Source organism: Pseudomonas sp. LPB4.O (assembly GCF_038383825.1).
GTDB lineage: Bacteria > Pseudomonadota > Gammaproteobacteria > Pseudomonadales > Pseudomonadaceae > Aquipseudomonas > Aquipseudomonas putida.
On record NZ_CP151298.1, the window covers coordinates 1,184,406 to 1,209,557 of the forward strand.

Sequence of the window (25,152 nt, forward strand, 5' to 3'; positions counted from 1 at the left end):
AGCCTGGCGCGGCCCCGGACGCCTTCGAGGACCTGAAATGACCCGTATCGGAACCCCCTTGTCGCCCACCGCGACCCGTGTACTGCTGTGCGGCTGTGGCGAGTTGGGCAAGGAAGTGGTGATCGAGCTGCAGCGCCTGGGCGTCGAAGTGATCGCCGTCGACCGCTACGCCAATGCCCCGGCCATGCAAGTGGCGCACCGCAGCCACGTGGTCAACATGCTCGATGGCGTTGCCCTGCGCGCGGTGATCGAGGCCGAGAAGCCGCATTATATCGTCCCGGAAATCGAAGCCATCGCCACCGCCACCCTGGTCGAGCTGGAAAACGAAGGTTTCAACGTGGTGCCGACAGCCCGCGCCACGCAGCTGACCATGAACCGTGAAGGCATCCGCCGTCTGGCCGCCGAAGAGCTGGACCTGCCAACCTCGCCGTATCACTTCGCCGACACCTATGAAGACTACGCCAAGGCCGTGGCCGATGTCGGTTACCCATGCGTGGTCAAGCCGGTGATGAGTTCGTCTGGCAAAGGCCAGAGCCTGCTGCGCAGCGACGCCGACCTGCAGAAGTCGTGGGACTACGCCCAGGAAGGCGGCCGCGCCGGCAAGGGCCGGGTGATCGTCGAGGGCTTTATCGACTTTGAATACGAAATCACCCTGCTGACCGTGCGCCACGTCGGCGGTACCACCTTCCTGGAGCCGGTTGGCCACCGCCAGGAAAAGGGCGACTATCAGGAGTCGTGGCAGCCGCAGGCCATGAGCCCGAAAGCGCTGGCCGAGTCGCAGCGCGTGGCCAAGGCTGTTACCGATGCCCTGGGCGGTCGTGGCCTGTTTGGCGTGGAACTGTTCGTGAAGGGCGACCAGGTGTGGTTCAGCGAAGTGTCGCCGCGCCCGCATGACACCGGCCTGGTCACCCTGATTTCCCAGGACCTGTCGCAGTTCGCCCTGCATGCCCGTGCCATTCTCGGCCTGCCGATTCCGGTGGTGCGCCAGTTTGGCCCGTCGGCCTCGGCGGTGATCCTGCCAGAAGGGCAGTCGCAGCAGACCAGCTTCGCCAACCTGGGCGCAGCGCTGAGCGAACCGGATACCGCCATTCGCCTGTTCGGCAAGCCGGAAATCAACGGCACCCGCCGCATGGGCGTGTGCCTGGCGCGTGATGAGTCGGTCGAGTTGGCGCGGGCCAAGGCGACCCGCGCTTCGCAGGCGGTAAAGGTCGAGTTCTGATTCGAAACCGCAGGGGGCCGCGTTGCGGCCCATTCGCAGCACAAGGCTGCTCCTACAACGGCAACGCACGTCCCTGTAGGAGCAGCCTTGTGCTGCGAATGGGGCGCAACGCGGCCCCCATTGCTTACAGCTCGGTATTACGGGTCTCTTTCAGGCACAGCACCGCAATCAGGCTGATCACCGCCGCAGCCGACACATAGCCCCCCACCCAGCTCAACCCGCCCATGCTCACCAGCTTCTGGGCAAAGAACGGTGCCGCCGAGGCCCCGACGATCCCGCCCAGGTTATACGCCGCCGAAGCCCCGGTATAACGCACGTGAGTCGGGAACAGCTCGGGCAGCAGTGCCCCCATCGGCGCAAAGGTCACACCCATCAGGAACAGCTCGATGGCCAGGAACAGCGCCACACCCGTCGTCGATCCCGAAGTCAGCAGTGGCTCCATGGCAAAGCCCGAAGCTACGGCCAGCAGGCCGCCGACGATCAGCACCGGCTTGCGCCCGTAACGGTCGCTGAGCCAGGCCGACAGCGGCGTGGCCAGGGCCATGAACACCACCGCGAAGCACAGCAGGCCCAGGAACGTCTCGCGGCTGTAGCCCAACGTGGTCACGCCGTAGCTCAGCGAGAACACCGTGGAGATATAGAACAGCGCGTAGCACACCACCATCGCCGCAGCGCCCAGCAGGGTGGGCAGCCAGTAGCTGGAAAACAGCTCGACCACTGGCATTTTCACCCGCTCGTGGCGGGCGACAGCTTTGGCGAAGACCGGGCTTTCTTCAAGTTTCAGGCGCACATACAGGCCCACCAGCACCAGCGCCGCACTGAGCAGGAACGGAATACGCCAGCCCCATTCACGGAACTGCTCGTCGCTGAGCGTCAGGGCCAGGCTCAGGAACAGGCCGTTGGCGGCCAAAAAGCCGATCGAAGGGCCCAACTGGGGGAACATGCCGAACCAGGCGCGCTTGCCTTCGGGGGCGTTCTCGGTAGCCAGCAGCGCCGCGCCACCCCATTCACCGCCCAGGCCCAGGCCTTGGCCAAAGCGCAGCAGGCACAGGATGATCGGCGCCCACACGCCAATGCTGTCATAGCCCGGCAAAACGCCGATGGCGGTGGTGGAGACACCCATCAGCAGCAGCGAGGCAACCAGGGTCGATTTGCGGCCGATACGGTCGCCAAAGTGGCCGAACAACGCCGAACCCAGCGGGCGAGCGAGGAAGGCGATGCCGAAGGTGAGGAAGGCTGCCAGCATTTGCGCGGTGCCCGACCCGGATGGGAAGAATACCGGGCCGATCACCAGGGCAGCAGCAGTGGCGTACACGTAGAAGTCGTAGAACTCGATGGCGGTGCCGATGAAGCTGGCAGTGGCTACCCGCGCGGGCGAGTTGACCGGCGCGGCAGGCGCTTCGGCGTAGGTGCTGCTTGTCATTAAGTAGGTCCCTAACAGTCTGGTCCGGCTCCATGGGCATGGCCCGCGCGGTGTGCTGAGCGAAAGGGCAGGCACGGTTGCGCGGACGCCGGAGCGTTTTGTTGTTGTGTGCGCCCGACTGACGATAGCCCAGGGGGGATAGGGGCGGGGCGGGCACTGTTCGGGGTGTTGAAGCAGGACCGCGGGGCGTGTCAGTGGAGCGGACTGGCCGTGGAACGCCGGGTGCGGGTAGCAGGCGTGACGGCGGGGCTGGGTAAGCGTGACCCGAGTATAGCTATCGGGTCACGGTCCACACCAGTACCTTACTGGCACAATTGTCCTCTGTTTCGAGGATTTCCAGGCGATAGCGGCCGATCTTCAGGCAAACGGCACTTTCCGGGATGCTTTCCAGTGCTTCGGTAACCAGCCCGTTGAGGGTTTTCGGCCCGCCGTCGCAGGGCAGGTGCCAGCCCAGGGTGCGGTTGATTTCGCGCAGCGAGGCGTTGCCGTCGATGACGAAGGTGCCATCGGGCTGCGGGTGTACGTGGGGGTTTTCCAGGCTCTGTTCGTCCTCGAACTCGCCAACGATCTCTTCGAGGATGTCTTCCAGGGTGACGATGCCCTGCACCTCGCCGTACTCGTCCACTACCACACCCAGCCGGCGCTGCTGCTTGTGGAAGTTCAGCAGCTGCATTTGCAGGGGCGTGCTTTCTGGCACGAAATAGGGTTCGTAGCAGGCACCGTGCAGTGCCTCCAGGGTCAGGTCGCCCTTGGGCAGCAGGTGGCTGATCAGCTTGGTGTTGAGGATTGCTTCTACCTGATTGATGTCGTTGTGGTAGACCGGCAGGCGGGTGTGGCGGCTGACGATCAACTGCTCGATGATGCGCTCGATCGGCTCGTCGAGGTTGATGCCGTCCACTTCGTTGCGCGGTACCAGGATGTCGTTGACGGTGATTTTGTCCAGCGACTGCAGGCCGTCGAGCAGGCCATGGCGAGGTGGTTCGTGCTCCTCGTCTTCGTCGAAATCATCGGCTTCCTGCGGGTGCAGGGCCACGGCCGTAGGCTGCACGCGGAACGGGCGCAGGAGCAGCTTGGCGAAACCGTCCAGCAGGCAGGCCAGCGGCTGCAGGAGGGCGAGGGGCACTTTAAGCAGGCTGCTACCGAGGCTGACGCAGGCGTGCGGGTTACGCCGGGCCAGGCGCCGCGGCACGTACTCGGCAAACACCAGCAATGTGAGGGTGGCGGCCAGCCCTGCCAGCCAGAAGCCGTGCTCGCCGCTATGGCGCTGGCCTATCAGGCAGGCGAGGCCCAGCACCAGCAGCTTGCCCAAACTGGCGCACAGCACCAGTGCCTGGGCCGGGAGCAAGGGCTGGCCGTCATCAAGGGTGCGCAGCGAGCCATTGAGCAGCAGGCGGGCGGCATCCACCGTGGTGAACAGCGCCGACCACAGCAGCGCCAGTGCCAGGGTGCCGAGTAGCGGTGCGTACGGCAGTGTGTCCATGAGCGGCCGTCAGATATGCAGGATGAATTCGCGAACCAGCTTGCTGCCGAAATAGGCCAGCATCAGCAGGCAGAAACCGGCCAGCGTCCAGCGGATGGCCTTGTGACCACGCCAGCCCAGGCGGGTGCGGCCCCACAGCAGTACGCTGAAAACCACCCAGGCGACACAGGCCAGCAAGGTCTTGTGTACCAGGTGCTGGGCAAACAGGTTGTCGAGGAACAGCCAGCCGGAGATCAGCGACAGCGACAGCAGGCACCAGCCGGCCCAGAGGAAGCCGAACAGCAGGCTTTCCATGGTTTGCAGGGGCGGGAAGTTGCGAATCAGCCCGGAGGGGTGCTTGTTCTTCAGCTGGCGGTCCTGCAGCAGCAGCAGCAGCGACTGGAACACCGCGATGGTGAACAGCCCGTACGCCAGGATCGACAGCAGGATATGCGCGAGGATGCCGGGCTCTTCGTTGATCAGCGGCACGGTGCCAGGCGGCGCGAACTGCGCCAGCAGCGCCGTCACCGCGCCCAGCGGGAACAGCAACACCAGCAGGTTTTCGACCGGTATGCGCAGGCAGGCCAGCAGGGTCAGGCCGATGACGGCCACGGCGATCAGGCTGGCGGCGCTGAAGAAGTCCAGGCTCAGGCCCAGCGGGGTGATCAGCTGGAAGTACAGCGCACCGGCCTGGGCGAGCACCGCGAAGGTACCCAGCAGGGCGAGCAGGCGCTTGTCGGACTTGCGGCCCTGGGCCAGGTGCGAGCCCTGGTAGATGGCCGCCGCTATATATAGGCCGGCAGCGATCAGGTTGGGGATGAGGCTGGGAGAGGAGACCATAAGTCCTGGTTGGCGAGCCTTAAAGAGACGGAGTTTGGCATAGATTCCGCTGATCAAGGAAGACTGAAGGCTTGCGTCAGGGCATTCGCGGGCTCGCCCGCTCCCACAGGTAAGGCGCAGGTCCGCAACAGGGTTGAAATCCTGTGGGAGCGGGCATGCCCGCGAAGGGGGCAGTGCAGCCACCGAATATCTCCCAAGGTGTGCGCCGCCGCCGCACTTCGCTATAATCGCCGCCTTGCTGTGCCCGGCGGGTGTGTATTTCCCCCAGGGTGCCTGACAAACCTCGGCTTTTACTGGGCCTGAAAGGATCACCATGTTCGAAAACCTGACCGACCGCCTGTCACAGACGCTGCGCCATGTCACCGGCAAGGCCAAGCTGACCGAAGACAACATCAAGGACACGCTGCGCGAAGTGCGCATGGCCCTGCTCGAGGCCGACGTTGCCCTGCCGGTGGTCAAGGATTTCGTCAATAGCGTCAAGGAACGTGCGGTCGGCACCGAAGTGTCGCGCAGCCTGACCCCGGGCCAGGCGTTCGTGAAGATCGTCCAGGCCGAGCTGGAAAGCCTGATGGGCGCGGCCAACGAAGACCTCGCGCTCAATGCCGCACCGCCTGCCGTGGTACTGATGGCCGGCCTGCAGGGCGCGGGTAAGACCACCACCGCCGGCAAGCTGGCGCGCTTCCTTAAAGAGCGCAAGAAAAAGACCGTGATGGTGGTATCCGCTGACGTCTACCGCCCGGCGGCGATCAAGCAGCTGGAAACCCTGGCCAACGACATCGGCGTCACCTTCTTCCCGTCCGACATCAGCCAGAAGCCTGTGGCCATTGCCGAAGCGGCCATCCGCGAAGCCAAGCTGAAGTTCATCGATGTGGTCATCGTCGACACCGCCGGCCGTCTGCACATCGACGCCGACATGATGGACGAGATCAAGGCGCTGCACGCTGCGGTCAAGCCGATCGAGACCCTGTTCGTGGTCGACGCCATGACCGGCCAGGACGCCGCCAACACTGCCAAGGCCTTTGGCGAGGCCCTGCCGCTGACCGGCGTGGTCCTCACCAAGGTTGACGGTGACGCCCGTGGCGGTGCTGCACTGTCGGTGCGTGCCATCACTGGCAAGCCGATCAAGTTCATCGGTATGGGTGAGAAGACCGAGGCCCTCGAGCCGTTCCACCCCGACCGCGTCGCTTCGCGCATCCTCGGCATGGGCGACGTGCTCAGCCTGATCGAGCAGGCCGAGCAGACCATCGACAAGGCCAAGGCCGACAAGCTGGCCAAGAAGCTGAAGAAGGGCAAGGGCTTCGACCTCGAAGACTTCCGCGACCAGCTGCAACAGATGAAGAACATGGGCGGCCTGGGCGGCCTGATGGACAAGCTGCCGAGCATCGGCGGGGTCAACCTGTCGCAGATGGGCAATGCCCAGGGCGCGGCCGAGAAGCAGTTCAAGCAGATGGAAGCGATCATCAACTCAATGACCCCGGCCGAGCGCCGCGACCCTGACCTGATCAGCGGTTCGCGCAAGCGCCGTATCGCCCTTGGCTCCGGCACCCAGGTGCAGGACATCGGCCGGCTGATCAAGCAGCACAAGCAAATGCAGAAGATGATGAAGAAATTTTCTGCCAAAGGCGGCATGGCCAAGATGATGCGCGGCCTTGGCGGCATGATGCCCGGCGGCGGCATGCCCAAGCTGTAAACAGATTCAGGCCAGTGGCGGCAACCCCGCCACTGACCGGAACCCGCTTCGGCGGGAACACCGCCGCCCCTATGATGAGGCGGCTTAATAGCAGATCAGCAGGCTGGCCGTTTTATTTGAAGTAAAAAGGCATTTGCAAATGTCCGTATATTCCTTGAGAATGTGCGGCCTTTCGGGCACCCGTGTGCCCGCTGTGCATCATGATTTGCAGCACCGACTACAGGAACGATGTTCAATGCTTACCATTCGTCTTGCCCGTGGCGGCTCCAAAAAGCGCCCGTTTTACCAACTGACCGTAACCGACTCGCGTAACCCGCGTGACGGCTCCCACATCGAACAGGTTGGCTTCTTCAACCCGATCGCTCGTGGTCAGGAAGTTCGTCTGTCCGTTAAACAAGACCGCGTTGCTCACTGGCTGAGCATCGGCGCACAGCCGTCTGAGCGTGTTGCTCAGCTGCTGAAGGAAGCGGCCAAGGCTGCTGCCTGAACCGTATGAACGCGACGCCAGAAAAGGCTGACGACCTCATCGTCGTTGGCAAGATTTTTTCGGTTCACGGCGTTCGCGGCGAGGTGAAGGTGTATTCCTTTACCGATCCGATTGAAAACCTGTTGGATTACCGTAACTGGACGCTTCGGCGCGAAGGGTCGGTCAAGCAGGTCGAGCTGGTCAGTGGCCGTTCCAATAAAAAGGAGCTGGTCGCCAAGCTCAAAGGGCTCGACGATCGTGACGAAGCGCGTCTTCTGAGCGGTTACGAGATTTGCATCTCGCGCAGCCTTTTGCCCAACCTGACGGACGACGAGTACTACTGGTACCAGTTGGTCGGTCTGAAAGTCATCAACCAGGACGAACAGCTGTTCGGCACGGTTGATCACCTGTTGGAGACCGGCGCGAACGATGTAATGGTGGTCAAGCCTTGCGCAGGCAGCCTGGATGACCGTGAGCGCTTGTTGCCCTATACGGCGCAATGTGTGCTGGCAGTCGACCTTGAAGCCGGTGTGATGCGGGTCGAATGGGACGCGGATTTCTAACTGATGGGTAACCTTCGCGTAGAAGTCATCACGTTGTTCCCCGAGATGTTCTCGGCCATTACGGAGTACGGCATTACCAGCCGCGCGGTGAAGCAGGGCTTGTTGCAAGTCACTTGCTGGAATCCGCGGGACTACACCAGTGATCGCCACCACACGGTGGATGATCGGCCTTTTGGCGGTGGTCCGGGGATGGTGATGAAGATCAAGCCTCTGGAAGATGCGCTGGCCAGTGCCAGGCAAGCGACCGGAGCAACGGCAAAGGTAATCTATCTTTCGCCACAAGGCCGCAAGCTGGATCAGCAAGCGGTCAAAGGCTTGGCCGAACAGGAATCTTTGATCCTGATCGCCGGCCGTTATGAAGGCATTGACGAGCGTTTTATTGATGCTTATGTCGATGAAGAGTGGTCGATTGGCGACTATGTGCTTTCCGGTGGTGAGCTACCGGCCATGGTACTGATCGATGCGGTTACGCGGCTGCTGCCCGGAGCTTTAGGGCATGTAGGCTCGGCGGAGGAAGATTCCTTCACCGATGGCTTGCTGGATTGCCCGCACTACACCCGACCTGAGGTGTATGCGGATCAGCGTGTTCCCGACGTGTTGCTAAGTGGCAACCATGCACATATCCGGCGATGGCGGATGAAGCAGTCCCTTGGTAGGACCTTCGAACGACGCGCCGATCTTCTGGAAAGTCGCTCACTTTCTGGAGAAGAGAAAAAGCTGCTCGAGGAATACCTCCGCGAGCGGAACGATAGTTAACGTATCGATGGTGGATCACGTTTGTCCACCTTAGGAGCACAGCATGACTAACAAAATCATCCAGCAGCTCGAAGCAGAGCAGATGAGCAAGGAAATCCCGACCTTCGCACCAGGCGACACCGTTGTCGTTCAGGTTAAAGTGAAGGAAGGTGAGCGTTCCCGTCTGCAGGCGTTCGAAGGCGTTGTTATCGCCAAGCGTAACCGTGGTCTGAACAGCGCCTTCACCGTGCGCAAGATCTCGAGCGGCGTTGGTGTTGAGCGTACCTTCCAGACCTACAGCCCGCAAATCGACAGCCTGGCCGTGAAACGTCGTGGTGACGTGCGTAAAGCCAAGCTGTACTACCTGCGCGACCTGTCCGGCAAAGCCGCTCGCATCAAGGAAAAACTGTCCTGAGGACAGTTTGCCCGGTGGCCAAGGCCGCCTAGCGAGAAAAAAGCAGCCTTCGGGCTGCTTTTTTGCGTTTTGAACCCCCGAAGATGTGATTGCCATGACTACCCGAGACCAGGAAATCCAGCGCCGCACCGAGTTGTCGGTGACCCGCGTGACCAAGGCGGTGTTCCCCAACACCACCAACCACCACAACACCCTGTTTGGCGGCACCGCCCTGGCCTGGATGGACGAAGTGTCGTTCATTGCCGCCACGCGCTTCTGTCGCCTGCCGCTGGTGACCGTGTCCACTGACCGCATCGACTTCAAGCACCCGATCCCGGCGGGCTCGATCGTCGAATTGGTGGGCTCGGTGATCAAGGTCGGCAATACCAGCCTGCAGGTGCAGGTGGACGTGTTTGTCGAGAACATGTACCTGGACGGCCGCGAGCGGGCGATTCACGGTGTCTTCAGCTTCGTCGCCATTGATGAAGACAAACGCCCGGTGCCGGTGCTGCCAGGCGCCTGAGTATCATGCTTGCGGCGCTGGTTCGATCAGTGCCACCAAGGTCCACCCCGGTTGCGGCTGTAACGGGTTGTCGGGGCTGGCTACATGCACCCAGCCATGCCCGTCGCGAGCAAACAGCAAGTGCGCACGCTCGCCGTGCAGGGCCTGGTAGGCGTCCCAATCAAAGCCTTCGGTCAGGTTGGTGCTGTACAGCTCGGCGCCCTGATGCAAGCGGTTGGCCAGTTGCAGATACGTCATCGAGCTGGCCCCCAGCAAGTGCCCGCGGTGCTCCTCGGCCGCCCGATGCTTGTCGCTGCGTTGTTTCTCCAGGCCGCTTGCCAGCACGAACAGCCGGCCGTGGCCGAAATCATGGCGGAACCTGGCGCAGGCCAGGGCATTGATTTCGCCGGCGGGGGAGAGGCCAAGCAAGTGCCCGAGCCCGACCAGGTCCAGGTGGGCGTCGGCATGCTGCGAGGCGGGGTTGCCAAAATAAGTCGGTAGCCCGTCCATGCGCGCGGCGCGAATGTTTTCCCAGCTGGAATCCGTCAGTAAAACCCGGCAGCCCAATTGTTGCAGGGCTTTGGCGATGGCCCGGGCCGGCCCGTTGGCACCGACGATGAGAAACCCGCTGGGTGCCGGTTCGGCGACCTTCAGCAAGCGCGCCAGCGGCCTGGCCGTGGCGCTTTGCAGTACCACCGTGCCGATGATCACTGCGAAGGTGAGCGGTACCAGCAGCAAGGCGTCCTCGTGGCCGGCCTGGTGCAGGCGGATGGCGAAAATCGCCGAAACGGCCGCGGCAACGATACCGCGTGGCGCGATCCACGCCAGCAGCGTGCGCTCCCGCCAGCTGAGTGCCGAGCCTAGTGTGGCCAGCCATACGTTGAGCGGGCGTGCCAGCAACTGGATCACCAGCAGCAATGCCAATACTGCCGGGCCGAGCCCCAGCAGGGCATGCAGGTCAAGGCGCGCAGCCAGCAGGATGAACAGACCGGAAATCAGCAGCACGCTGAGGTTTTCCTTGAAGTGCAGGATTTGCCGCACATCGACCCCGCGCATGTTGGCCAGCCACATCCCCATCACGGTCACCGCCAGCAACCCGGACTCGTGCATTATCTGGTTGGCGGCGATGAAAATACCCAGCACAGCCGCCAGCGAGGCCAGGTTGTGCAGATACTCCGGTAGCCACTGCTCGCGCATGATCTGCCCCAGCAGCCACCCACCGGCCGCGCCCAGGGCAGTGCCGCAAAAAATCACCCCGGCAAAGGTGGTCAGGCTGTGGCTCAGGCCGTTGCCGTCGGCGCTGGCGATGATGAAGCTGTACACCACCACGGCGAGCAGCGCGCCGATCGGGTCGATCATGATCCCTTCCCAGCGCAGGATATTGGCGATGGTCGACTTTGGCCGCACCACACGCAACATGGGCACGATTACCGTGGGGCCGGTCACCAGGGTCAAGGTGCCGAACAGGATAGACAGCGGCCAGTCGAACCCGAGCAACCAGTGGGTCGCCAGGGCGATCACCAGCCAGGTGACCAATGCGCCCACGGTGACCAGGCGATGCACCACGCTGCCGATCTCGCGCCACTGCGACAGGTGCAGGGTCAGGCTGCCTTCGAACAGGATCAGCGCTACGGCCAGCGACACCAGCGGCATCAGAAACGGGCCGAACAGCGCCTCGGGGTCGAGCCAGCCCAGTGCCGGCCCCGCGATGATCCCGGCCAGCAGCAGAAACAGAATCGCTGGTAGTTTCAGGCGCCAGGCCAGCCATTGGCAGGCAAGCGCAGCGGCACCGATACCACCGACGCTGAGAAGAATCTGCTGTTCGTTCATACGGGCTCCCTATGCCTGCAGTGTTATGAAAGACTAAGCGCCAATTCGCCGTTTGCCACCGAGTCTTCATGCCCGCCCTCGACCACCCCCTGATCGACCAGTTTCTCGACGCCCTGTGGCTTGAAAAAGGCCTGTCCGACAACACCCGCGTGTCCTACCGCAGCGATCTGGCATTGTTCAACGGCTGGTTGCAGGAACATTCGGTTTCCCTGCCCGACGCTGGCCGTGACCTGATCCTCGACCACCTGGCCTGGCGCCTCGATCAGGGCTACAAGCCACGCTCCACGGCGCGCTTCCTGTCCGGCCTGCGCGGTTTCTTCCGCTATCTGCTGCGGGAAAAGCTGGTGGCGGTAGACCCGACCCTGCAGGTCGACATGCCGCAACTGGGCAAGCCGCTGCCCAAGTCGTTGTCCGAAGCCGACGTTGAAGCCTTGCTGCAGGCCCCGGACCTGGGCGAAGCCATCGGCCAGCGCGACCGCGCCATGCTCGAAGTGCTCTATGCGTGCGGCCTGCGCGTCACCGAGCTGGTCAGCCTGACCCTCGACCAGGTCAACCTGCGCCAGGGTGTGCTGCGGGTGATGGGCAAGGGCAGCAAGGAGCGCCTGGTGCCCATGGGCGAGGAGGCAGTGGTGTGGCTGGAACGCTACCAGCGCAATGGCCGTGCCGAGTTGCTCAATGGCCGCCCCAGCGATGTGCTGTTCCCCAGCCAGCGCGGCGAGCAGATGACCCGCCAGACCTTCTGGCACCGCATCAAGCACCATGCCCGGGTGGCAGGTATCGACAAATCGCTGTCGCCGCACACGCTGCGCCACGCGTTCGCCACCCACCTGCTCAACCATGGCGCCGACCTGCGCGTGGTGCAGATGCTGCTTGGTCACAGCGACCTTTCGACCACCCAGATTTACACCCACGTTGCCAAGGCCCGCCTGCAGCAGTTGCACGCGCAGCACCACCCGCGTGGATGAATGTTTTTCATGTTCCGCCGACTGGTCCTTGCAAGGCCCTTCACCGGTGGTGTGATGTGGTAGGCTTGGGCGGTTTGCACCAAGGGCCGCACGGCCACCGCGTCTTTTCCGCAGGTGGCGCCCTCCGGTCCCTGTCCGCCTTCAGGAGTTCCCATGCGCGTGACCCAGTTTTTCGCCGCCGCCGCGTTGGCGCTGGCCAGTACCTTCGCTGTTGCCGCGGCAACCGATAGCAACGCCGTCGCCGAGCAGGCCATCCGCAAATCGCTGCAGAACCTCGAGCTGGAAGTGCCCGTCGAAAGCGTGGCCAGCAGCCCGCTGAACGGCCTGTATGAAGTCAAGCTGCAGGGCGGCCGCGTGCTGTACGCCAGCGCCGACGGCCAGTTCGTGATGCAGGGCTACCTGTTCCAGATCCAGGACGGCAAGCCGGTCAACCTCACCGAGAAAACCGAGCGTATGGGCGTCGCCAAGCTCATCAACGGCATTCCAGCGGCCGAGATGGTGGTTTATCCTGCCAAGGGCGAGACCAAGTCGCACATCACCGTGTTCACCGACACCACCTGCCCGTATTGCCACAAGCTGCACGCCGAAGTGCCCGAGCTGAACCGTCGCGGTATCGAAGTGCGCTATGTCGCCTTCCCGCGCCAGGGGCTGGGCTCGCCGGGTGACCAGCAGTTGCAGGCTGTGTGGTGCTCCAGCGATCGCCGTGGGGCGATGGACAAGATGGTCGAAGGTGAAGAGATCAAGGCCGCCAAGTGCGCCAACCCGGTCGGCAAGCAGTTCCAGTTGGGGCAGTCGATCGGTGTCAATGGCACGCCGGCCATCGTCCTTGAAAGCGGCCAGGTCATTCCGGGCTACCAGCCGGCACCGCAAGTCGCCAAGCTGGCACTTGCCAAGTAATCCAATTCAGTACGCCGTCGTCATGGGGTGACGGCATGTTTCACGGTCGGCGAAGGTGTCGGCCGTTCAATGGGGAGTTCACAGTGAAACCGGTCAAAGTAGGCATCTGTGGGTTGGGGACCGTCGGTGGCGGAACCTTCAATGTACTTCAGCGCAACGCCGAGGAGATTGCCCGCCGTGCCGGGCGCGGTATTGAAGTGGCACAGATCGCCATGCGCTCGCAGAACCCGAACTGCCAGATTACCGGTACCCCCATTACCGCTGACGTGTTCGAAGTTGCGAGCAACCCGGAGATCGATATTGTCATCGAGCTGATCGGTGGCTACACCATCGCCCGCGACCTGGTGCTCAAGGCCATCGAAAACGGCAAGCACGTGGTCACCGCCAACAAGGCGCTGATTGCCGTGCACGGTAACGAAATCTTTGCCAAGGCCCGCGAGAAGGGCGTGATCGTCGCCTTCGAAGCGGCCGTGGCGGGCGGCATCCCGGTGATCAAGGCCATCCGCGAAGGCCTGTCGGCCAACCGCATCAACTGGCTGGCCGGCATCATCAACGGCACCGGCAACTTCATCCTCACCGAAATGCGTGAGAAGGGCCGTGCCTTCCCGGACGTGCTGGCCGAAGCCCAGGCGCTGGGTTACGCCGAAGCCGACCCGACCTTCGACGTCGAGGGCATCGACGCCGCGCACAAGCTGACCATCCTGGCGTCGATCGCTTTTGGCATTCCGCTGCAGTTCGACAAGGCCTACACCGAAGGCATTACCCAGCTGACCACTGCTGACGTGAACTATGCCGAGGCCCTGGGCTACCGCATCAAGCACCTGGGCGTGGCGCGTCGCACCGCCGAAGGCATCGAGCTGCGCGTGCACCCGACGCTGATCCCGGCCGACCGCCTCATCGCCAACGTCAACGGCGTGATGAACGCTGTCATGGTCAACGGTGACGCCGCCGGTTCCACCCTGTACTACGGTGCGGGCGCCGGCATGGAGCCTACTGCTTCGTCGGTGGTGGGCGACCTGGTCGACGTGGTCCGTGCCATGACCTCCGACCCGGAAAACCGCGTACCGCACCTGGCCTTCCAGCCAGACTCGCTGTCGGCCCACCCGATCCTGCCGATCGAAGCCTGCGAAAGCGCCTACTACCTGCGCATCCAGGCCAAGGATCACCCGGGCGTACTGGCCCAGGTGGCCAGCATCCTGTCGGAGCGTGGCATCAACATCGAGTCGATCATGCAGAAGGAAGCCGAGGAGCAGGACGGCCTGGTGCCGATGATCCTCCTGACCCATGGTGTGGTCGAACAGAGCATCAACGACGCCATCGTCGCCCTGGAAGCCCTGCAGGACGTGATCGGCAAGGTCGTGCGTATCCGCGTCGAACAGCTCAACTGACAAAATTATTGCCGTCGGGCCGCCAGCGCGGCCCCGGCCCCAGCATCGAAGGTTTGCACCCATGCGCTATATCAGTACCCGCGGCCAGGCACCGGCCCTGAATTTCGAAGACGTGTTGCTGGCTGGCCTGGCCAGTGACGGCGGCCTGTACGTGCCAGAAAACCTGCCACGCTTCACCCAGGAAGAAATCGCTTCCTGGGCTGGCCTGCCATACCACGAGCTGGCCTTCCGCGTGATGCGCCCGTTCGTTGAAGGCAGCATCGCCGACGCCGATTTCAAGAAGATCCTCGAAGAAACCTACGGCGAGTTCGCCCACGCTGCGGTCGCCCCGCTGCGTCAGCTGAATAGCAACGAATGGGTGCTGGAGCTGTTCCACGGCCCGACCTTGGCGTTCAAGGACTTCGCCCTGCAACTGCTCGGCCGCCTGCTCGACCACGTGCTGGCCAAGCGCAACGAGCGCGTGGTGATCATTGGCGCCACCAGCGGTGACACCGGTTCCGCCGCCATCGAAGGCTGCCGCCGTTGCGATAACGTCGACATCTTCATCCTGCACCCGCACCAGCGCGTGTCGGAAGTGCAGCGCCGCCAGATGACCACCATCTTCGGGGACAACATCCACAACATCGCCATCGAAGGCAACTTCGACGACTGCCAGGAAATGGTCAAGGCCAGCTTCGCCGACCAGTCGTTCCTCAAGGGCACCCGCCTGGTGGCAGTCAACTCGATCAACTGGGCGCGCATCATGGCCCAGATCGTCTACTACTTCCACGCAGCCCTGCAGCTGGGCGGCCCGGCACGTTCGGTGGCGTTCTCGGTACCAACCGGCAACTTCGGCGACATCTTCGCCGGTTACCTGGCGCGCAACATGGGCCTGCCGATCAGCCAGCTGATCGTCGCCACCAACCGCAACGACATCCTGCACCGCTTCATGAGCGGCAACCAGTACGTCAAGGACACCCTGCACGCGACCCTGTCGCCGTCGATGGACATCATGGTCTCGTCCAACTTCGAGCGCCTGCTGTTCGACCTGCACGGCCGCAACGGCGCCTCCATTGCCGAGCTGATGGACAACTTCAAGCAAGGTGGCGGCTTCAGCGTCGAGCAAGGCCGGTGGACCGAAGCCCGCAAACTGTTCGACTCGCTGGCTGTCAGCGACGAGCAGACCTGCGAAACCATTGCCGAAGTCTTCGCTGCCACCGGTGAAGTGCTGGACCCGCACACCGCGATTGGCGTCAAGGCTGCCCGCGAGTGCCGTCGTAGCCTGGACACGCCAATGGTGGTGCTGGGTACCGCGCACCCGGTCAAGTTCCCGGAAGCGGTGGAAAAGGCGGGTGTAGGCAAGGCGCTGGAGCTGCCGGCGCACCTCAGTGACCTGTTCACCCGTGAAGAGCGTTGCACGGTGCTGGCCAATGACCTGAAAGCAGTGCAGGGCTTTGTCAGCCAGCACGGCAACCGCGGCAAACCGTTGTAAGCGCGTTGCCATGTGGGGCCGCAAAGCGGCCCCACATGTCAGCCTTTTCCTTTGATCCTTCAGAAATTTCCTCTTCGGCCCGTCCAGCGCCAAGCCTAAATTAGCCGGTCCTCCCACCAGGAGCGGCATATGCACCAGCCCTACGTGTTGATCCACCAGGCTCGCCCGTCCCACCAGATCCTCCTGCACCAGGCCCTCAACGCCCAAGGCATTTTCAACGTGCGCATCAGCGCAAACGCCACCGACCTGGACGCTTGCCTGGCTGCTGAACGTCGCCCCGACCTGCTGATTCTCGACCACGCCATGCCAACCCGGGCCGGCCTTTCTCTGCTCGCACGGCAGCATCGATCACGAGCGTTGCTGTTCGTCGGTCAGGCTACCCCCAAGCACCAGAACCTTGCCCAGGAGGCAAGAAAGCGGGGCCTCTGGGTACTCGCCGAACTCCCCTGGCCGCTTTCGACGACACGCCTGCAGCGTGCCCTGCAAGCGCTGCACGAGCGCCCGTGGCGGCGTATTCAAACTGTCATGTCTGCCCCGCATGCTCAATGAAACAGCTGCGGCATACGAACTTTGCGCTGCGCCTGTTGGTCAGTTCCTTTATATCCCACCACGCAGCGAGTGAACCGGATGGAAAGAATCTGCAAACTGCTCAACGAAGCCCTGACTCCCTATCAGGCCCAGCTTGGCATCGCCGATGCCAGCGGCAATCGTCAGTTGACCGTTCACGACCGCGTTGCCGGTATTACCTTGCGACGCATGGTCAGCGAGCGTCAGTTGCAAGAGCAACGCCTGTTGATCGATCTGGTAGATGGCCTGCACCGTGACTTGCAGATTGCCGAAGGGCGGTTGCAGCCTTGTGTGATCGCGGCGCTGCAGCAGCGTCAGCAACCCCAGGGAACCTTTGCCTGAGTGGTGTATCAGACAGTGTAAGGGTAGCCAGCCAGTGCTTTGCTCCGGTGCTGGCAAGGCTGCCTCGGGAAGTCCCCAAGGACTTTCGCTTGGCCCCGGGCGTCCTCCCCAGCGTCCGGGGTTTCTTTTTTCTGCGCAGGCACATTTCCCTGCAGGAGCAGCCTTGTGCTGCGAAAGGGCCAGTGCAGCTTGAGAATGTCGTTTGTCATGAGGGCCTCTTCGCAGCACAAGGCTGCTCCTACAGCGACCGTGTATGTCGGTTGGCTTATTGGCCTTCGAAGAAGCGTTTGCTGTCTTCCAGATAGTCTTCCTGTAACGCCGGATCCAGCCAACGCGCATACAACGCCGGCAAAACATCCCGGCGCAGTGCAGGTAACAGCTGATCGATATGCGCGATCGCTTCGCGGCCCAAAGGGCTGTCCGTGCAACCCACATGCAGAAACTGGTAGCGCTCTACCCCCTGCACCGGATGAAACTGGTAATCCGCCAGTGCCTCCCCTTGCTGCTGAATCAGATAGCGCACTTCCGGCCAGTAGCCGAGCACCATGCGCAGGCGCCCCAGCTGTTGCATCTGTAGCAGGTTGGCGGTGGCATCGTTGCCGTAGTGACGGCTGAGCACGCTGTCGGGCAACTGGCGCAGGATGGCGTCGATCTGGGTGCCGTAGCTGCGTTCTGCAACAATCCCCAGCTTCAGCGAGTCGTTGCTCAGCAGACCATGCAGGTCTACCTGCTGACCGTCGAGGTACGGCACCACCAGCGCCTGGTTTTCCTTGCGCAGCACCAGGCCACCGCTGAGCACGCCCAGCGATGGCATGGAAAAGCGCACATATTCGGCACGTTCCGGGGTCCATAGCAGGGTAGGGTCGCAGGTGAAGCTGTTGCGGTCTTGCAGCATCTGGATGCCACGGGCGCGGTTGACCCGCACAATGCTGTGGTCGTATTCGGGCATCTGCCCAATCAGCAGCGGCAACAACTGGTCGATCACCCCTTGGCCTTTTTCCGGGCCTGCAAAAATGGTGAACGGCGGCAGGTCACGCACCAGCCAGAACATGCGTTCCTTGGCACTGACAGGCTGTAGCAGCAATGCGGGCAGTAGCCCGCACAGCAGGATCAGGTGGCGTAGCCCGCGGGTAGCGCGCATGGGCGAGGGCGGCGCCAGGCGTCAGACCGCGCCGGCTTCGCGCAGGCCGGCAATGGCCGCTGCGTCGTAGCCCAGGCGGGAGAGCAATGCCTCGGTGTGTTCGCCCAGCGCCGGGCCGACCCATTCGGTGGAGCCAGGGGTATCCGACAGCTTCGGCACGATGCCCGGCATGCGGAACGTCTTGCCGTCCGGCAGCTTGGCCTGCAGGAACATTTCCCGCGCCAGGTACTGCGGGTCATTGAACATGTCCTCGGCCGAATAGATACGGCTGGCCGGTACTTCGGCCGTGGTCAGTACCTGCATCAGTTGCTCAAGAGGCAGGCTGTTGGCCCAGCGGTCGATCACCCCGTACAGCTCGTCACGGCGCAGGTCGCGGCCATCGTTGCTGGCCAGGGTCGGGTCATCTGCCAGGTCGGCACGGCCGATGGCCTGCATGAAGCGCTTGAAGATCGCATCGCCGTTGGCGCCGATCTGCACGTGCTTGCCGTCGGCGCTGGTGTGGATGGAGGAGGGGGTGATACCCGGCATGATGTTGCCGGTGCGCTCGCGGATAAAACCGAACACATCGAACTCCGGGACCATGCTTTCCATCATGGCGAAGATCGCTTCGTACAGCGCCACGTCCACCACCTGGCCCTGGCCGCCATTGACCTCACGGTGGCGCAGCGCCATCAACGCACCGATCACCCCCCACAGGGCGGCGATCGAATCGCCGATGGAAATGCCCGTGCGTACCGGCGGGCGGTCGTCGAAGCCGGTGATGTAGCGCAAACCGCCCATCGACTCGCCCACCGCGCCGAAGCCCGGTTGGTCTTTCATCGGCCCGGTCTGGCCAAAGCCCGAGAGGCGCACCATTACCAGGCGCGGGTTAAGGGCATGCAGCACATCCCAGCCCAGGCCGAGTTTTTCCAGCACGCCCGGGCGGAAGTTCTCGATCAGGATGTCGGCGTCGGCCAGTAGGCGCTTCAGAATCTCGAGGCCTTCGGGGTGCTTGAGGTTGAGGGTGAGCGATTGCTTGTTGCGCGCCTGCACGAACCACCACAGCGAAGTGCCCTCGTACAGCTTGCGCCACTTGCGCAACGGGTCGCCGCCATCGGGGGATTCGACCTTGATCACCTCGGCGCCGAATTCGGCACAGATGCGCGAGGCGAACGGCCCGGCAATCAGGGTACCAAGTTCGACAACTTTGAGGCCGGCGAGGGGTTTGCTGGGCGTCGACATGGGGCATCCGTGGCAGCTGGGCAGAGCCGTGGTTTTATCACACGTCGGTTTCGCCGGGTACTGCTGCGGCGCATGGAAGGTGCGGATGGGTTAGACTGTGCCACTTTTCTTTTGCACGAAGCCCGTCGACCATGGCCCAGCCGTCCACCACCTACAAGTTCGAATTGAATCTGACCGACCTTGATCGCAATGTCTACGAAAGCGTCAAGCAGACCATTGCTCGCCACCCTTCGGAAACCGAAGAGCGTATGGCGGTTCGTCTGTTGGCGTATGCGCTCTGGTACAACGAGAACTTGTCGTTTGGCCGCGGTCTGTCGGATGTCGATGAGCCGGCACTGTGGGAAAAGAGCCTGGACGATCGCGTGTTGCACTGGATCGAAGTGGGCCAGCCAGACGCCGACCGCCTGACCTGGTGCTCGCGCCGTACCGAACGCACCAGCCTGCTGGCCTATGGCAGCCTGCGTGTGTGGGAAGGCAAGGTGGTGGGCGCGGTCAAGAACCTGAAAAACCTGAACATCGCTGCCGTGCCTCAGGAGGTGCTGGAGACGCTGGCCACCGACATGCCGCGCAGCATCAAGTGGGACGTGATGATCAGCGAAGGCACGGTGTTCGTGACGGATGACCGTGGCCAGCACGAAGTGCAACTGCAGTGGCTGCTTGGTGAGCGTGGCTGAAGCGACCCATGCGCATCGAACCTCGTCCCCTGCCGCCGACCCTGCCATTTCTGGGTAACTTGCCACCCTTGCTGACCCGCCTGTACGCCGCGCGCGGCGTGCAGTCCGAGGCCGAACTGGACAAAAGCCTGGCGCGCCTGCTGCCGTACCAGCAGCTCAAGGGCATCGAGGCCGGTGTCGACCTGCTGGTCGAGGCGCTGGACCAGCGCCAGCGCATTCTTATCGTTGGCGACTTCGATGCCGATGGCGCCACCGCCAGCACCGTCGGGGTGCTGGGCCTGCGCCTGATGGGTGCAGCCCACGTCGATTACCTGGTGCCCAACCGCTTCGAATACGGCTACGGCCTGACCCCGGAAATCGTCGAGGTGGCACTGCAGCGTCAGCCGCAACTGCTGATCACCGTGGACAACGGCATTTCCAGCGTCGAGGGTGTGGCGGCAGCCAAGGCCGCCGGGCTCAAGGTACTGGTCACCGACCACCACCTGCCGGGCCAGCAATTGCCCGATGCCGACGCCATCATCAACCCTAACCAGCCGGGCTGTACGTTCCCGAGCAAGGCGCTGGCCGGGGTAGGGGTGATCTTCTATGTGCTGATGGCCCTGCGCGCGCGCCTGCGCAGCCTGGGGCGCTACGAGACGCACCCACAGCCGAACATCGGCGAACTGCTCGACCTGGTCGCGCTAGGCAGCGTCGCCGACGTGGTGCCGCTGGATGCCAACAACCGCATCCTGGTGCACCAGGGTCTCGAGCGCATCCGCGCCGGCCGCGCCCGGCCAGGGCTGAAGGCGATTCTCGAAGTGGCCCGCCGCGATCACCGGCGCATCACCTCGACTGACCTGGGTTTCATCCTCGGCCCACGGCTGAACGCCGCCGGTCGCCTGGACGACATGAGCCTGGGCATTGAATGCCTGCTGTGCGAAGACGCGGCACTGGCCCAGGACATGGCCCAGCAGCTGGACGACCTGAACCAGGACCGCAAGTCCATCGAGCAGGGCATGCAGCGCGAGGCCCTGGCCCAGCTCAAGGACCTGCCGGTCGAGTCGATGCCGTATGGACTGTGCCTGTTCGATGCCGACTGGCACCAGGGTGTGATCGGTATTCTGGCTTCGCGCCTTAAAGAGCGTTATCACCGGCCAACCATCGCCTTCGCTGATGCCGGCGAGGGCATGCTCAAAGGTTCGGCGCGCTCGGTACCAGGCTTCCACATCCGCGATGCACTGGATGCCGTGGCGGCGCGTCACCCGCAACTGATCAGCAAGTTCGGCGGCCACGCCATGGCTGCGGGCTTATCGTTGCCTGAGGGTAATTTCCCGGCCTTTGCCGAGGCGTTCGACGAAGAAGTGCGGCGCCAGCTGCGTGAGGAAGACCTGACAGGCCGGCTGTTGTCAGATGGCAGCCTGGCCGTGGAGGAATTCCACCTCGACCTGGCCAAGGCCCTGCGCCATGCCGGGCCTTGGGGCCAGCATTTCCCCGAGCCGCTGTTCCACGGCGTGTTCCAGCTGGTGGAGCAGCGCGTGGTGGGCGAGCGGCACCTGAAGGTGGTGCTCAAGAGCGAGTGTGGTTCGGTTCGACTGGATGGCATTGCCTTTGGCGTCGACCGCGAAGTGTGGCCGAACCCGACCGTGCGCTGGGTCGAACTGGCGTACAAGCTGGATGTGAACGAGTTTCGTGGCAACGAAAGTGTGCAGTTGATGATTGCCCACATGGAGCCGCGCTGACGGGTTCGCTGGGCTTGCCTTGATTCTTGTGGTGTGCGGAAATCCAGCGCCGCCCGCGCGGCGCTCGATCTCAAAGCCGACATCACTCTCAAGGCAGGCACCCAAATCCCATGGAACCTCCCCCCCACCCATTCTGGTCTAGTCTGAAGTTATGACCGGACCTGGGCCAGGGACGTGCAATTGAGTGTCCGGGCCGGATCACCATTGGAGTCCTTGGGAGGTGCCCTCATGAGCCTGCTGCTCGAGCCTTACACCCTGCGTCAGCTGACCTTGCCCAACCGCATCGCGGTATCGCCGATGTGCCAGTATTCCGCCGTCGATGGCCTGGCCAACGACTGGCACCTTGTCCATTTAGGCAGCCGTGCCGTTGGTGGCGCGGGCTTGGTGATCACGGAAGCCGTGGCGGTGACCGCCAATGGCCGTATCACCGCCGAAGACCTCGGCCTGTGGGACGACACCCAGATAGCGCCGCTGCAACGCATCACCCGCTTCATTACCGCCCAGGGTGCCGTACCTGGCATCCAGTTGGCCCATGCCGGGCGCAAGGCCAGCACTTACCGCCCATGGTTGGGCAAGCAAGGCAGCGTCAAGCTGGAAGAGGGCGGCTGGCAGCCAGTAGGCCCGTCGAAGATCGCGTTCGACCCGCAACACACACCGCCACATGAGCTGACCCCGGCCGAGATCCAGGATGTGATCGCGGCCTTCGTCGCCTCGACCGCGCGCGCCTTGAAGGCCGGTTTCAAGGTGGTGGAAATCCATGCAGCCCATGGCTACCTGTTGCATCAGTTCCTGTCACCTTTAAGCAACCAGCGCCGCGACGAGTACGGCAGTTGTTTCGAAAACCGCATCCGCCTGACCCTGCAGGTGGTCGAGGCCGTGCGCAAGGTGTGGCCTGCCGAGTTGCCACTGATGGTGCGGGTATCGGCAACCGATTGGGTGGAGGACGGCTGGAACCCGGATGAAACCGTCGAACTGGCTCGTCGCCTGCGAGGGTTGGGTGTGGACCTGATCGATGTATCCTCTGGGGGCACCTCGGTAAACGCCGAGATCCCCACCGGCCCCGGCTACCAGACCCGCTTCGCTGAACGCGTGCGCAAGGAATCGGAAATTGCCACCGGCACCGTGGGCATGATCACCGAACCGGCCCAGGCCGAGCACATCCTGCGCACCGGCCAGGCCGACCTCATCTTCCTCGCCCGCGAGCTGCTGCGTGACCCGTACTGGCCACTGCACGCCGACGACGACCTGGGCGGCAACAAGGCCACCTGGCCTGCGCAATACCAACGCGCGACCAGCCGCGCCAACCCGATTCACGAGTCCGACCTGCGCGATTGACCCAACCCTTGCGCGGTCCCTGTAGGAGCGGCCTTGTGTCGCGACAGGGCTGCGAAGCGGCCCCAGATTTTTCAGCTCCGCCGCTGACAATTCTGGGGCCGCTTCGCAGCCCTTTCGCGACGCAAGGGCGCTCCTACAATGACCGTGTTGGCAGCTCGAATCAGTTATGGGCAGCCTTGCTGAGGATATCGCTGACCCATTGGTTGATGCTCTTTTCCGCCAGCTCTGCCTTGGCCGCCACGCTGGCGTGAAGGGTAGGCTCAAGGCGTAGGCTAAGCTTTCCGGAGTACGTTTTCTGCGGCTCCCTCCCGAGGCGTTCGCAAGTCTCAAGATAATCGTCAACGGCCTCTTCAAATGCTTGACGCAATTCACTGATCGATTCGCCATGAAAACCGATCACGTCGCGAATACCTGCGACATGGCCGATCAGCAACTGGTCTTCGTCGCTGTATTCGATACGAGCGGCGTAGCCGCGGTAAGTCATTACATTCATGGTAATAGTCCTGCCTGCTCAATGAACTGACGGGCGTCTCGCAGTTGATAAGGCTTGGCGTGCCTGTCCGGATGAGGGCGGTGGAAGGTTGCCACCGCTCCATTGAGTTCAAAGCGAACCCGTGACCCCCTTCCTTCTATGACCCTTGCACCCAGCGATACCAGCAGTGACTCCACTCGCGCCCAATCCAGTGTCTTGGGAACCGGCCTTTTCAGTAATGCTTCAAGTGTGGCTTGCTGATGATTATTAATGGTATCAGATTATGATACCAATCATAAAGGCTCAATGGGCGCGCAGTAGGAGGACGTAGATCGCGGTTGAAGGAAAATTCTGAGATGTTGACCGAGGGGCATTGGAGGCCCTCGGCCAACGCGAGCGCTTAGTGCTTGATCATCACATGCCGCACACAGGTGTAGTCCTCCAGCCCATACATCGACATATCCTTCCCATACCCCGAATGCTTCTGCCCGCCATGGGGCATTTCGCTGACCAGCATGAAGTGGGTATTCACCCAGGTGCAGCCATACTGCAGGCGCGCCGCCAGGCGGTGGGCGCGGCCGGTGTCGCGGGTCCAGACCGATGAGGCCAGGCCGTAGTTGGAGTCGTTTGCCCATTCCAGCGCCTGCGCTTCGTCCTTGAAGCGGGTGACCGATACCACCGGGCCGAACACTTCGTTGCGCACGATCTCGTCGTCCTGCTGGGCATCGGCCAACACCGTCGGTTCGAAGAAGAAACCATCGCCATCAATCGCCTTGCCGCCGGTCACCAGGCGAATGTGCGGTTGGGCGATGGCCCGCTGCACAAGGCCTGCGACCTTGTCGCGGTGCTGGGCACTGATCAATGGCCCCAGCTCGGTGTCCTCGGCCTCCTGCAGGCCCGGTTTGAGGCTGGCTACGGCTTCACCCAGGCGCTCGACAAAGCGCTCGTAGATGCCGTCCTGCACGTACAGGCGGCAGGCTGCGGTGCAGTCCTGGCCGGCGTTGTAGAAGCCGAAAGTGCGGATGCCGTCGATGGCAGCGTCGATGTCGGCGTCGTCGAACACCAGCACCGGGGCCTTGCCACCCAGCTCCATGTGCATGCGTTTCACGCTGTCGGCGGTGGCGCTGATGATGTGCGCACCAGTGGGGATGGAGCCGGTCAGCGACACCATGCGCACCTTGGGATGGTTGACCAGCGGGTTGCCGACGGTCTGGCCGCGGCCAAAGAGAATGTTGAGGACGCCCGGTGGCAGCAGATCCTGGGCCAGTTCACCCAGGCGCAAGGCGGTCAGCGGGGTCAGTTCGGAGGGTTTGATCACCACTGTATTGCCGGCTGCCAGGGCCGGCGCGATCTTCCACGCCAACATCATCAGCGGATAGTTCCACGGTGCGATGGAAGCAACTACGCCCAATGGGTCGCGGCGGATCATCGAGGTGTGGCCGGGCAGGTACTCGCCCGCCGCCAAGCCCCCCAGGCAACGCGCTGCACCGGCGAAGTAGCGGAACACGTCGGCAATCGCCGGGATTTCATCGTTCAGCGCGGCGCTCAGGGGCTTGCCGCAGTTCTGCGATTCCAGCCGGGCCAGTTCATCGCCATGGGCTTCGATGGCATCCGCCAGCGCCAGCAAGGTTTGCGAGCGGTCCTTGGGGCTGGTTTGCGACCAGCTGTCGAAGGCCTGGTCGGCGGCGCGCACGGCGCTGTCCACCTGGGCTTCGGTGGCTTCGTTGATCTGTGCCAGGGCGGTTCCCAGCGCCGGGTTGAGCACGGTCCAGGCCGGGCCTTGGCCAGCGACCAGTTGGCCGTTGATCAGCATCTGCGTTTGCATCGGGGACTCCTCCAG

The 25,152-nt window shown here is 63.1% G+C and carries 25 protein-coding genes; 16 read left to right on the forward strand and 9 right to left on the reverse strand.

The window, feature by feature from the left end; all coding sequences use genetic code 11:
* Positions 1–37 precede the first annotated feature (37 nt).
* Positions 38–1,219: a formate-dependent phosphoribosylglycinamide formyltransferase gene (gene purT, locus MRBLPB4O_RS05325; protein ID WP_016501237.1), complete on the forward strand. Its 1,182-nt coding sequence runs from the start codon at positions 38–40 to the stop codon at positions 1,217–1,219.
* Between the two features lie 124 nt (positions 1,220–1,343).
* Here the strand turns inward: purT and MRBLPB4O_RS05330 are convergent, their stop codons facing one another.
* The 3 genes from MRBLPB4O_RS05330 to MRBLPB4O_RS05340 all read right to left on the reverse strand — a co-directional run bounded on the left by MRBLPB4O_RS05330 (position 1,344) and on the right by MRBLPB4O_RS05340 (position 4,941).
* Positions 1,344–2,642: an MFS transporter gene (locus tag MRBLPB4O_RS05330; RefSeq protein WP_341797719.1), complete on the reverse strand. Its 1,299-nt coding sequence runs from the start codon at positions 2,640–2,642 to the stop codon at positions 1,344–1,346.
* 274 nt (positions 2,643–2,916) lie between these two features.
* Positions 2,917–4,122, reverse strand: a complete 1,206-nt coding sequence (locus tag MRBLPB4O_RS05335) for a transporter associated domain-containing protein (protein WP_341797720.1) — start codon at positions 4,120–4,122, stop codon at positions 2,917–2,919.
* A 9-nt stretch (positions 4,123–4,131) separates the two neighbouring features.
* Entirely contained in the window at positions 4,132–4,941 is an 810-nt protein-coding gene (locus MRBLPB4O_RS05340) for an inner membrane protein YpjD (RefSeq protein WP_016501234.1), read from the reverse strand.
* A gap of 313 nt (positions 4,942–5,254) precedes the next feature.
* Between MRBLPB4O_RS05340 and ffh the strand changes: the two genes are divergently transcribed.
* From ffh to MRBLPB4O_RS05370, 6 genes are all read left to right on the forward strand, one after another.
* The gene (ffh, locus tag MRBLPB4O_RS05345) at positions 5,255–6,631 is read left to right on the forward strand and encodes a signal recognition particle protein (protein WP_016501233.1); all 1,377 of its coding nucleotides are present in this window, start codon (positions 5,255–5,257) and stop codon (positions 6,629–6,631) included.
* Positions 6,632–6,866: 235 nt separating this feature from the next.
* Positions 6,867–7,118: a 30S ribosomal protein S16 gene (gene rpsP / locus MRBLPB4O_RS05350; protein ID WP_016501232.1), complete on the forward strand. Its 252-nt coding sequence runs from the start codon at positions 6,867–6,869 to the stop codon at positions 7,116–7,118.
* Positions 7,119–7,123: 5 nt separating this feature from the next.
* Positions 7,124–7,660, forward strand: a complete 537-nt coding sequence (gene rimM / locus MRBLPB4O_RS05355) for a ribosome maturation factor RimM (RefSeq protein WP_016501231.1) — start codon at positions 7,124–7,126, stop codon at positions 7,658–7,660.
* Between the two features lie 3 nt (positions 7,661–7,663).
* Entirely contained in the window at positions 7,664–8,416 is a 753-nt protein-coding gene (trmD, locus tag MRBLPB4O_RS05360) for a tRNA (guanosine(37)-N1)-methyltransferase TrmD (RefSeq protein ID WP_049275611.1), read from the forward strand.
* Positions 8,417–8,459: 43 nt separating this feature from the next.
* Entirely contained in the window at positions 8,460–8,810 is a 351-nt protein-coding gene (gene rplS, locus MRBLPB4O_RS05365) for a 50S ribosomal protein L19 (RefSeq protein ID WP_003252148.1), read from the forward strand.
* Positions 8,811–8,904: 94 nt separating this feature from the next.
* A complete protein-coding gene (locus MRBLPB4O_RS05370; RefSeq protein WP_016501229.1) occupies positions 8,905–9,312 on the forward strand; it encodes an acyl-CoA thioesterase in 408 nt (135 codons plus the stop codon).
* Positions 9,313–9,315: 3 nt separating this feature from the next.
* On the opposite strand, the gene MRBLPB4O_RS05375 is transcribed toward MRBLPB4O_RS05370, so the two are convergent.
* Positions 9,316–11,121, reverse strand: a complete 1,806-nt coding sequence (locus MRBLPB4O_RS05375; protein WP_341797721.1) for a sodium:proton antiporter — start codon at positions 11,119–11,121, stop codon at positions 9,316–9,318.
* A gap of 68 nt (positions 11,122–11,189) precedes the next feature.
* Here MRBLPB4O_RS05375 and xerD point away from each other — a divergent pair, with 68 nt between their 5' ends.
* The 6 genes from xerD to MRBLPB4O_RS05405 all read left to right on the forward strand — a co-directional run bounded on the left by xerD (position 11,190) and on the right by MRBLPB4O_RS05405 (position 16,751).
* The gene (gene xerD, locus MRBLPB4O_RS05380; RefSeq protein ID WP_016501227.1) at positions 11,190–12,086 is read left to right on the forward strand and encodes a site-specific tyrosine recombinase XerD; all 897 of its coding nucleotides are present in this window, start codon (positions 11,190–11,192) and stop codon (positions 12,084–12,086) included.
* A 153-nt stretch (positions 12,087–12,239) separates the two neighbouring features.
* Positions 12,240–12,983, forward strand: a complete 744-nt coding sequence (locus tag MRBLPB4O_RS05385; protein WP_016501226.1) for a thioredoxin fold domain-containing protein — start codon at positions 12,240–12,242, stop codon at positions 12,981–12,983.
* Positions 12,984–13,066: 83 nt separating this feature from the next.
* On the forward strand, positions 13,067–14,371 hold the full coding sequence (locus MRBLPB4O_RS05390; protein ID WP_016501225.1) for a homoserine dehydrogenase: 1,305 nt from the start codon (positions 13,067–13,069) through the stop codon (positions 14,369–14,371).
* A 61-nt stretch (positions 14,372–14,432) separates the two neighbouring features.
* Positions 14,433–15,842 (forward strand): threonine synthase, encoded by a 1,410-nt coding sequence (thrC, locus tag MRBLPB4O_RS05395; RefSeq protein WP_341797722.1) that lies wholly within the window; start codon positions 14,433–14,435, stop codon positions 15,840–15,842.
* 129 nt (positions 15,843–15,971) lie between these two features.
* Positions 15,972–16,391 (forward strand): histidine kinase, encoded by a 420-nt coding sequence (locus tag MRBLPB4O_RS05400; RefSeq protein ID WP_341797723.1) that lies wholly within the window; start codon positions 15,972–15,974, stop codon positions 16,389–16,391.
* Between the two features lie 78 nt (positions 16,392–16,469).
* Complete coding sequence (locus tag MRBLPB4O_RS05405) at positions 16,470–16,751, forward strand: DUF3509 domain-containing protein (RefSeq protein ID WP_016501222.1); 282 nt, start codon at positions 16,470–16,472, stop codon at positions 16,749–16,751.
* Between the two features lie 265 nt (positions 16,752–17,016).
* Here the strand turns inward: MRBLPB4O_RS05405 and MRBLPB4O_RS05410 are convergent, their stop codons facing one another.
* Positions 17,017–17,892 (reverse strand): TIGR02285 family protein, encoded by an 876-nt coding sequence (locus MRBLPB4O_RS05410; RefSeq protein WP_341797724.1) that lies wholly within the window; start codon positions 17,890–17,892, stop codon positions 17,017–17,019.
* A gap of 21 nt (positions 17,893–17,913) precedes the next feature.
* Positions 17,914–19,113 (reverse strand): CaiB/BaiF CoA-transferase family protein, encoded by a 1,200-nt coding sequence (locus tag MRBLPB4O_RS05415; RefSeq protein ID WP_341797725.1) that lies wholly within the window; start codon positions 19,111–19,113, stop codon positions 17,914–17,916.
* 131 nt (positions 19,114–19,244) lie between these two features.
* On the opposite strand from MRBLPB4O_RS05415, the gene MRBLPB4O_RS05420 reads away from it, so the two are divergent.
* From MRBLPB4O_RS05420 to MRBLPB4O_RS05430, 3 genes are all read left to right on the forward strand, one after another.
* Positions 19,245–19,787 (forward strand): YaeQ family protein, encoded by a 543-nt coding sequence (locus MRBLPB4O_RS05420; protein ID WP_016485154.1) that lies wholly within the window; start codon positions 19,245–19,247, stop codon positions 19,785–19,787.
* Positions 19,788–19,795: 8 nt separating this feature from the next.
* The gene (gene recJ / locus MRBLPB4O_RS05425; RefSeq protein WP_341797726.1) at positions 19,796–21,505 is read left to right on the forward strand and encodes a single-stranded-DNA-specific exonuclease RecJ; all 1,710 of its coding nucleotides are present in this window, start codon (positions 19,796–19,798) and stop codon (positions 21,503–21,505) included.
* A gap of 228 nt (positions 21,506–21,733) precedes the next feature.
* A complete protein-coding gene (locus tag MRBLPB4O_RS05430) occupies positions 21,734–22,840 on the forward strand; it encodes an NADH:flavin oxidoreductase/NADH oxidase (protein ID WP_341797727.1) in 1,107 nt (368 codons plus the stop codon).
* A gap of 160 nt (positions 22,841–23,000) precedes the next feature.
* Here the strand turns inward: MRBLPB4O_RS05430 and MRBLPB4O_RS05435 are convergent, their stop codons facing one another.
* From MRBLPB4O_RS05435 to MRBLPB4O_RS05445, 3 genes are all read right to left on the reverse strand, one after another.
* Positions 23,001–23,333: a type II toxin-antitoxin system HicB family antitoxin gene (locus MRBLPB4O_RS05435; protein ID WP_341797728.1), complete on the reverse strand. Its 333-nt coding sequence runs from the start codon at positions 23,331–23,333 to the stop codon at positions 23,001–23,003.
* Complete coding sequence (locus tag MRBLPB4O_RS05440; RefSeq protein WP_174369763.1) at positions 23,330–23,584, reverse strand: type II toxin-antitoxin system HicA family toxin; 255 nt, start codon at positions 23,582–23,584, stop codon at positions 23,330–23,332. The genes MRBLPB4O_RS05435 and MRBLPB4O_RS05440 overlap by 4 nt, the downstream gene beginning before the upstream one ends.
* Before the next feature lie 128 nt (positions 23,585–23,712).
* Positions 23,713–25,137: a gamma-aminobutyraldehyde dehydrogenase gene (locus tag MRBLPB4O_RS05445; RefSeq protein ID WP_341797729.1), complete on the reverse strand. Its 1,425-nt coding sequence runs from the start codon at positions 25,135–25,137 to the stop codon at positions 23,713–23,715.
* Positions 25,138–25,152 lie beyond the last annotated feature (15 nt).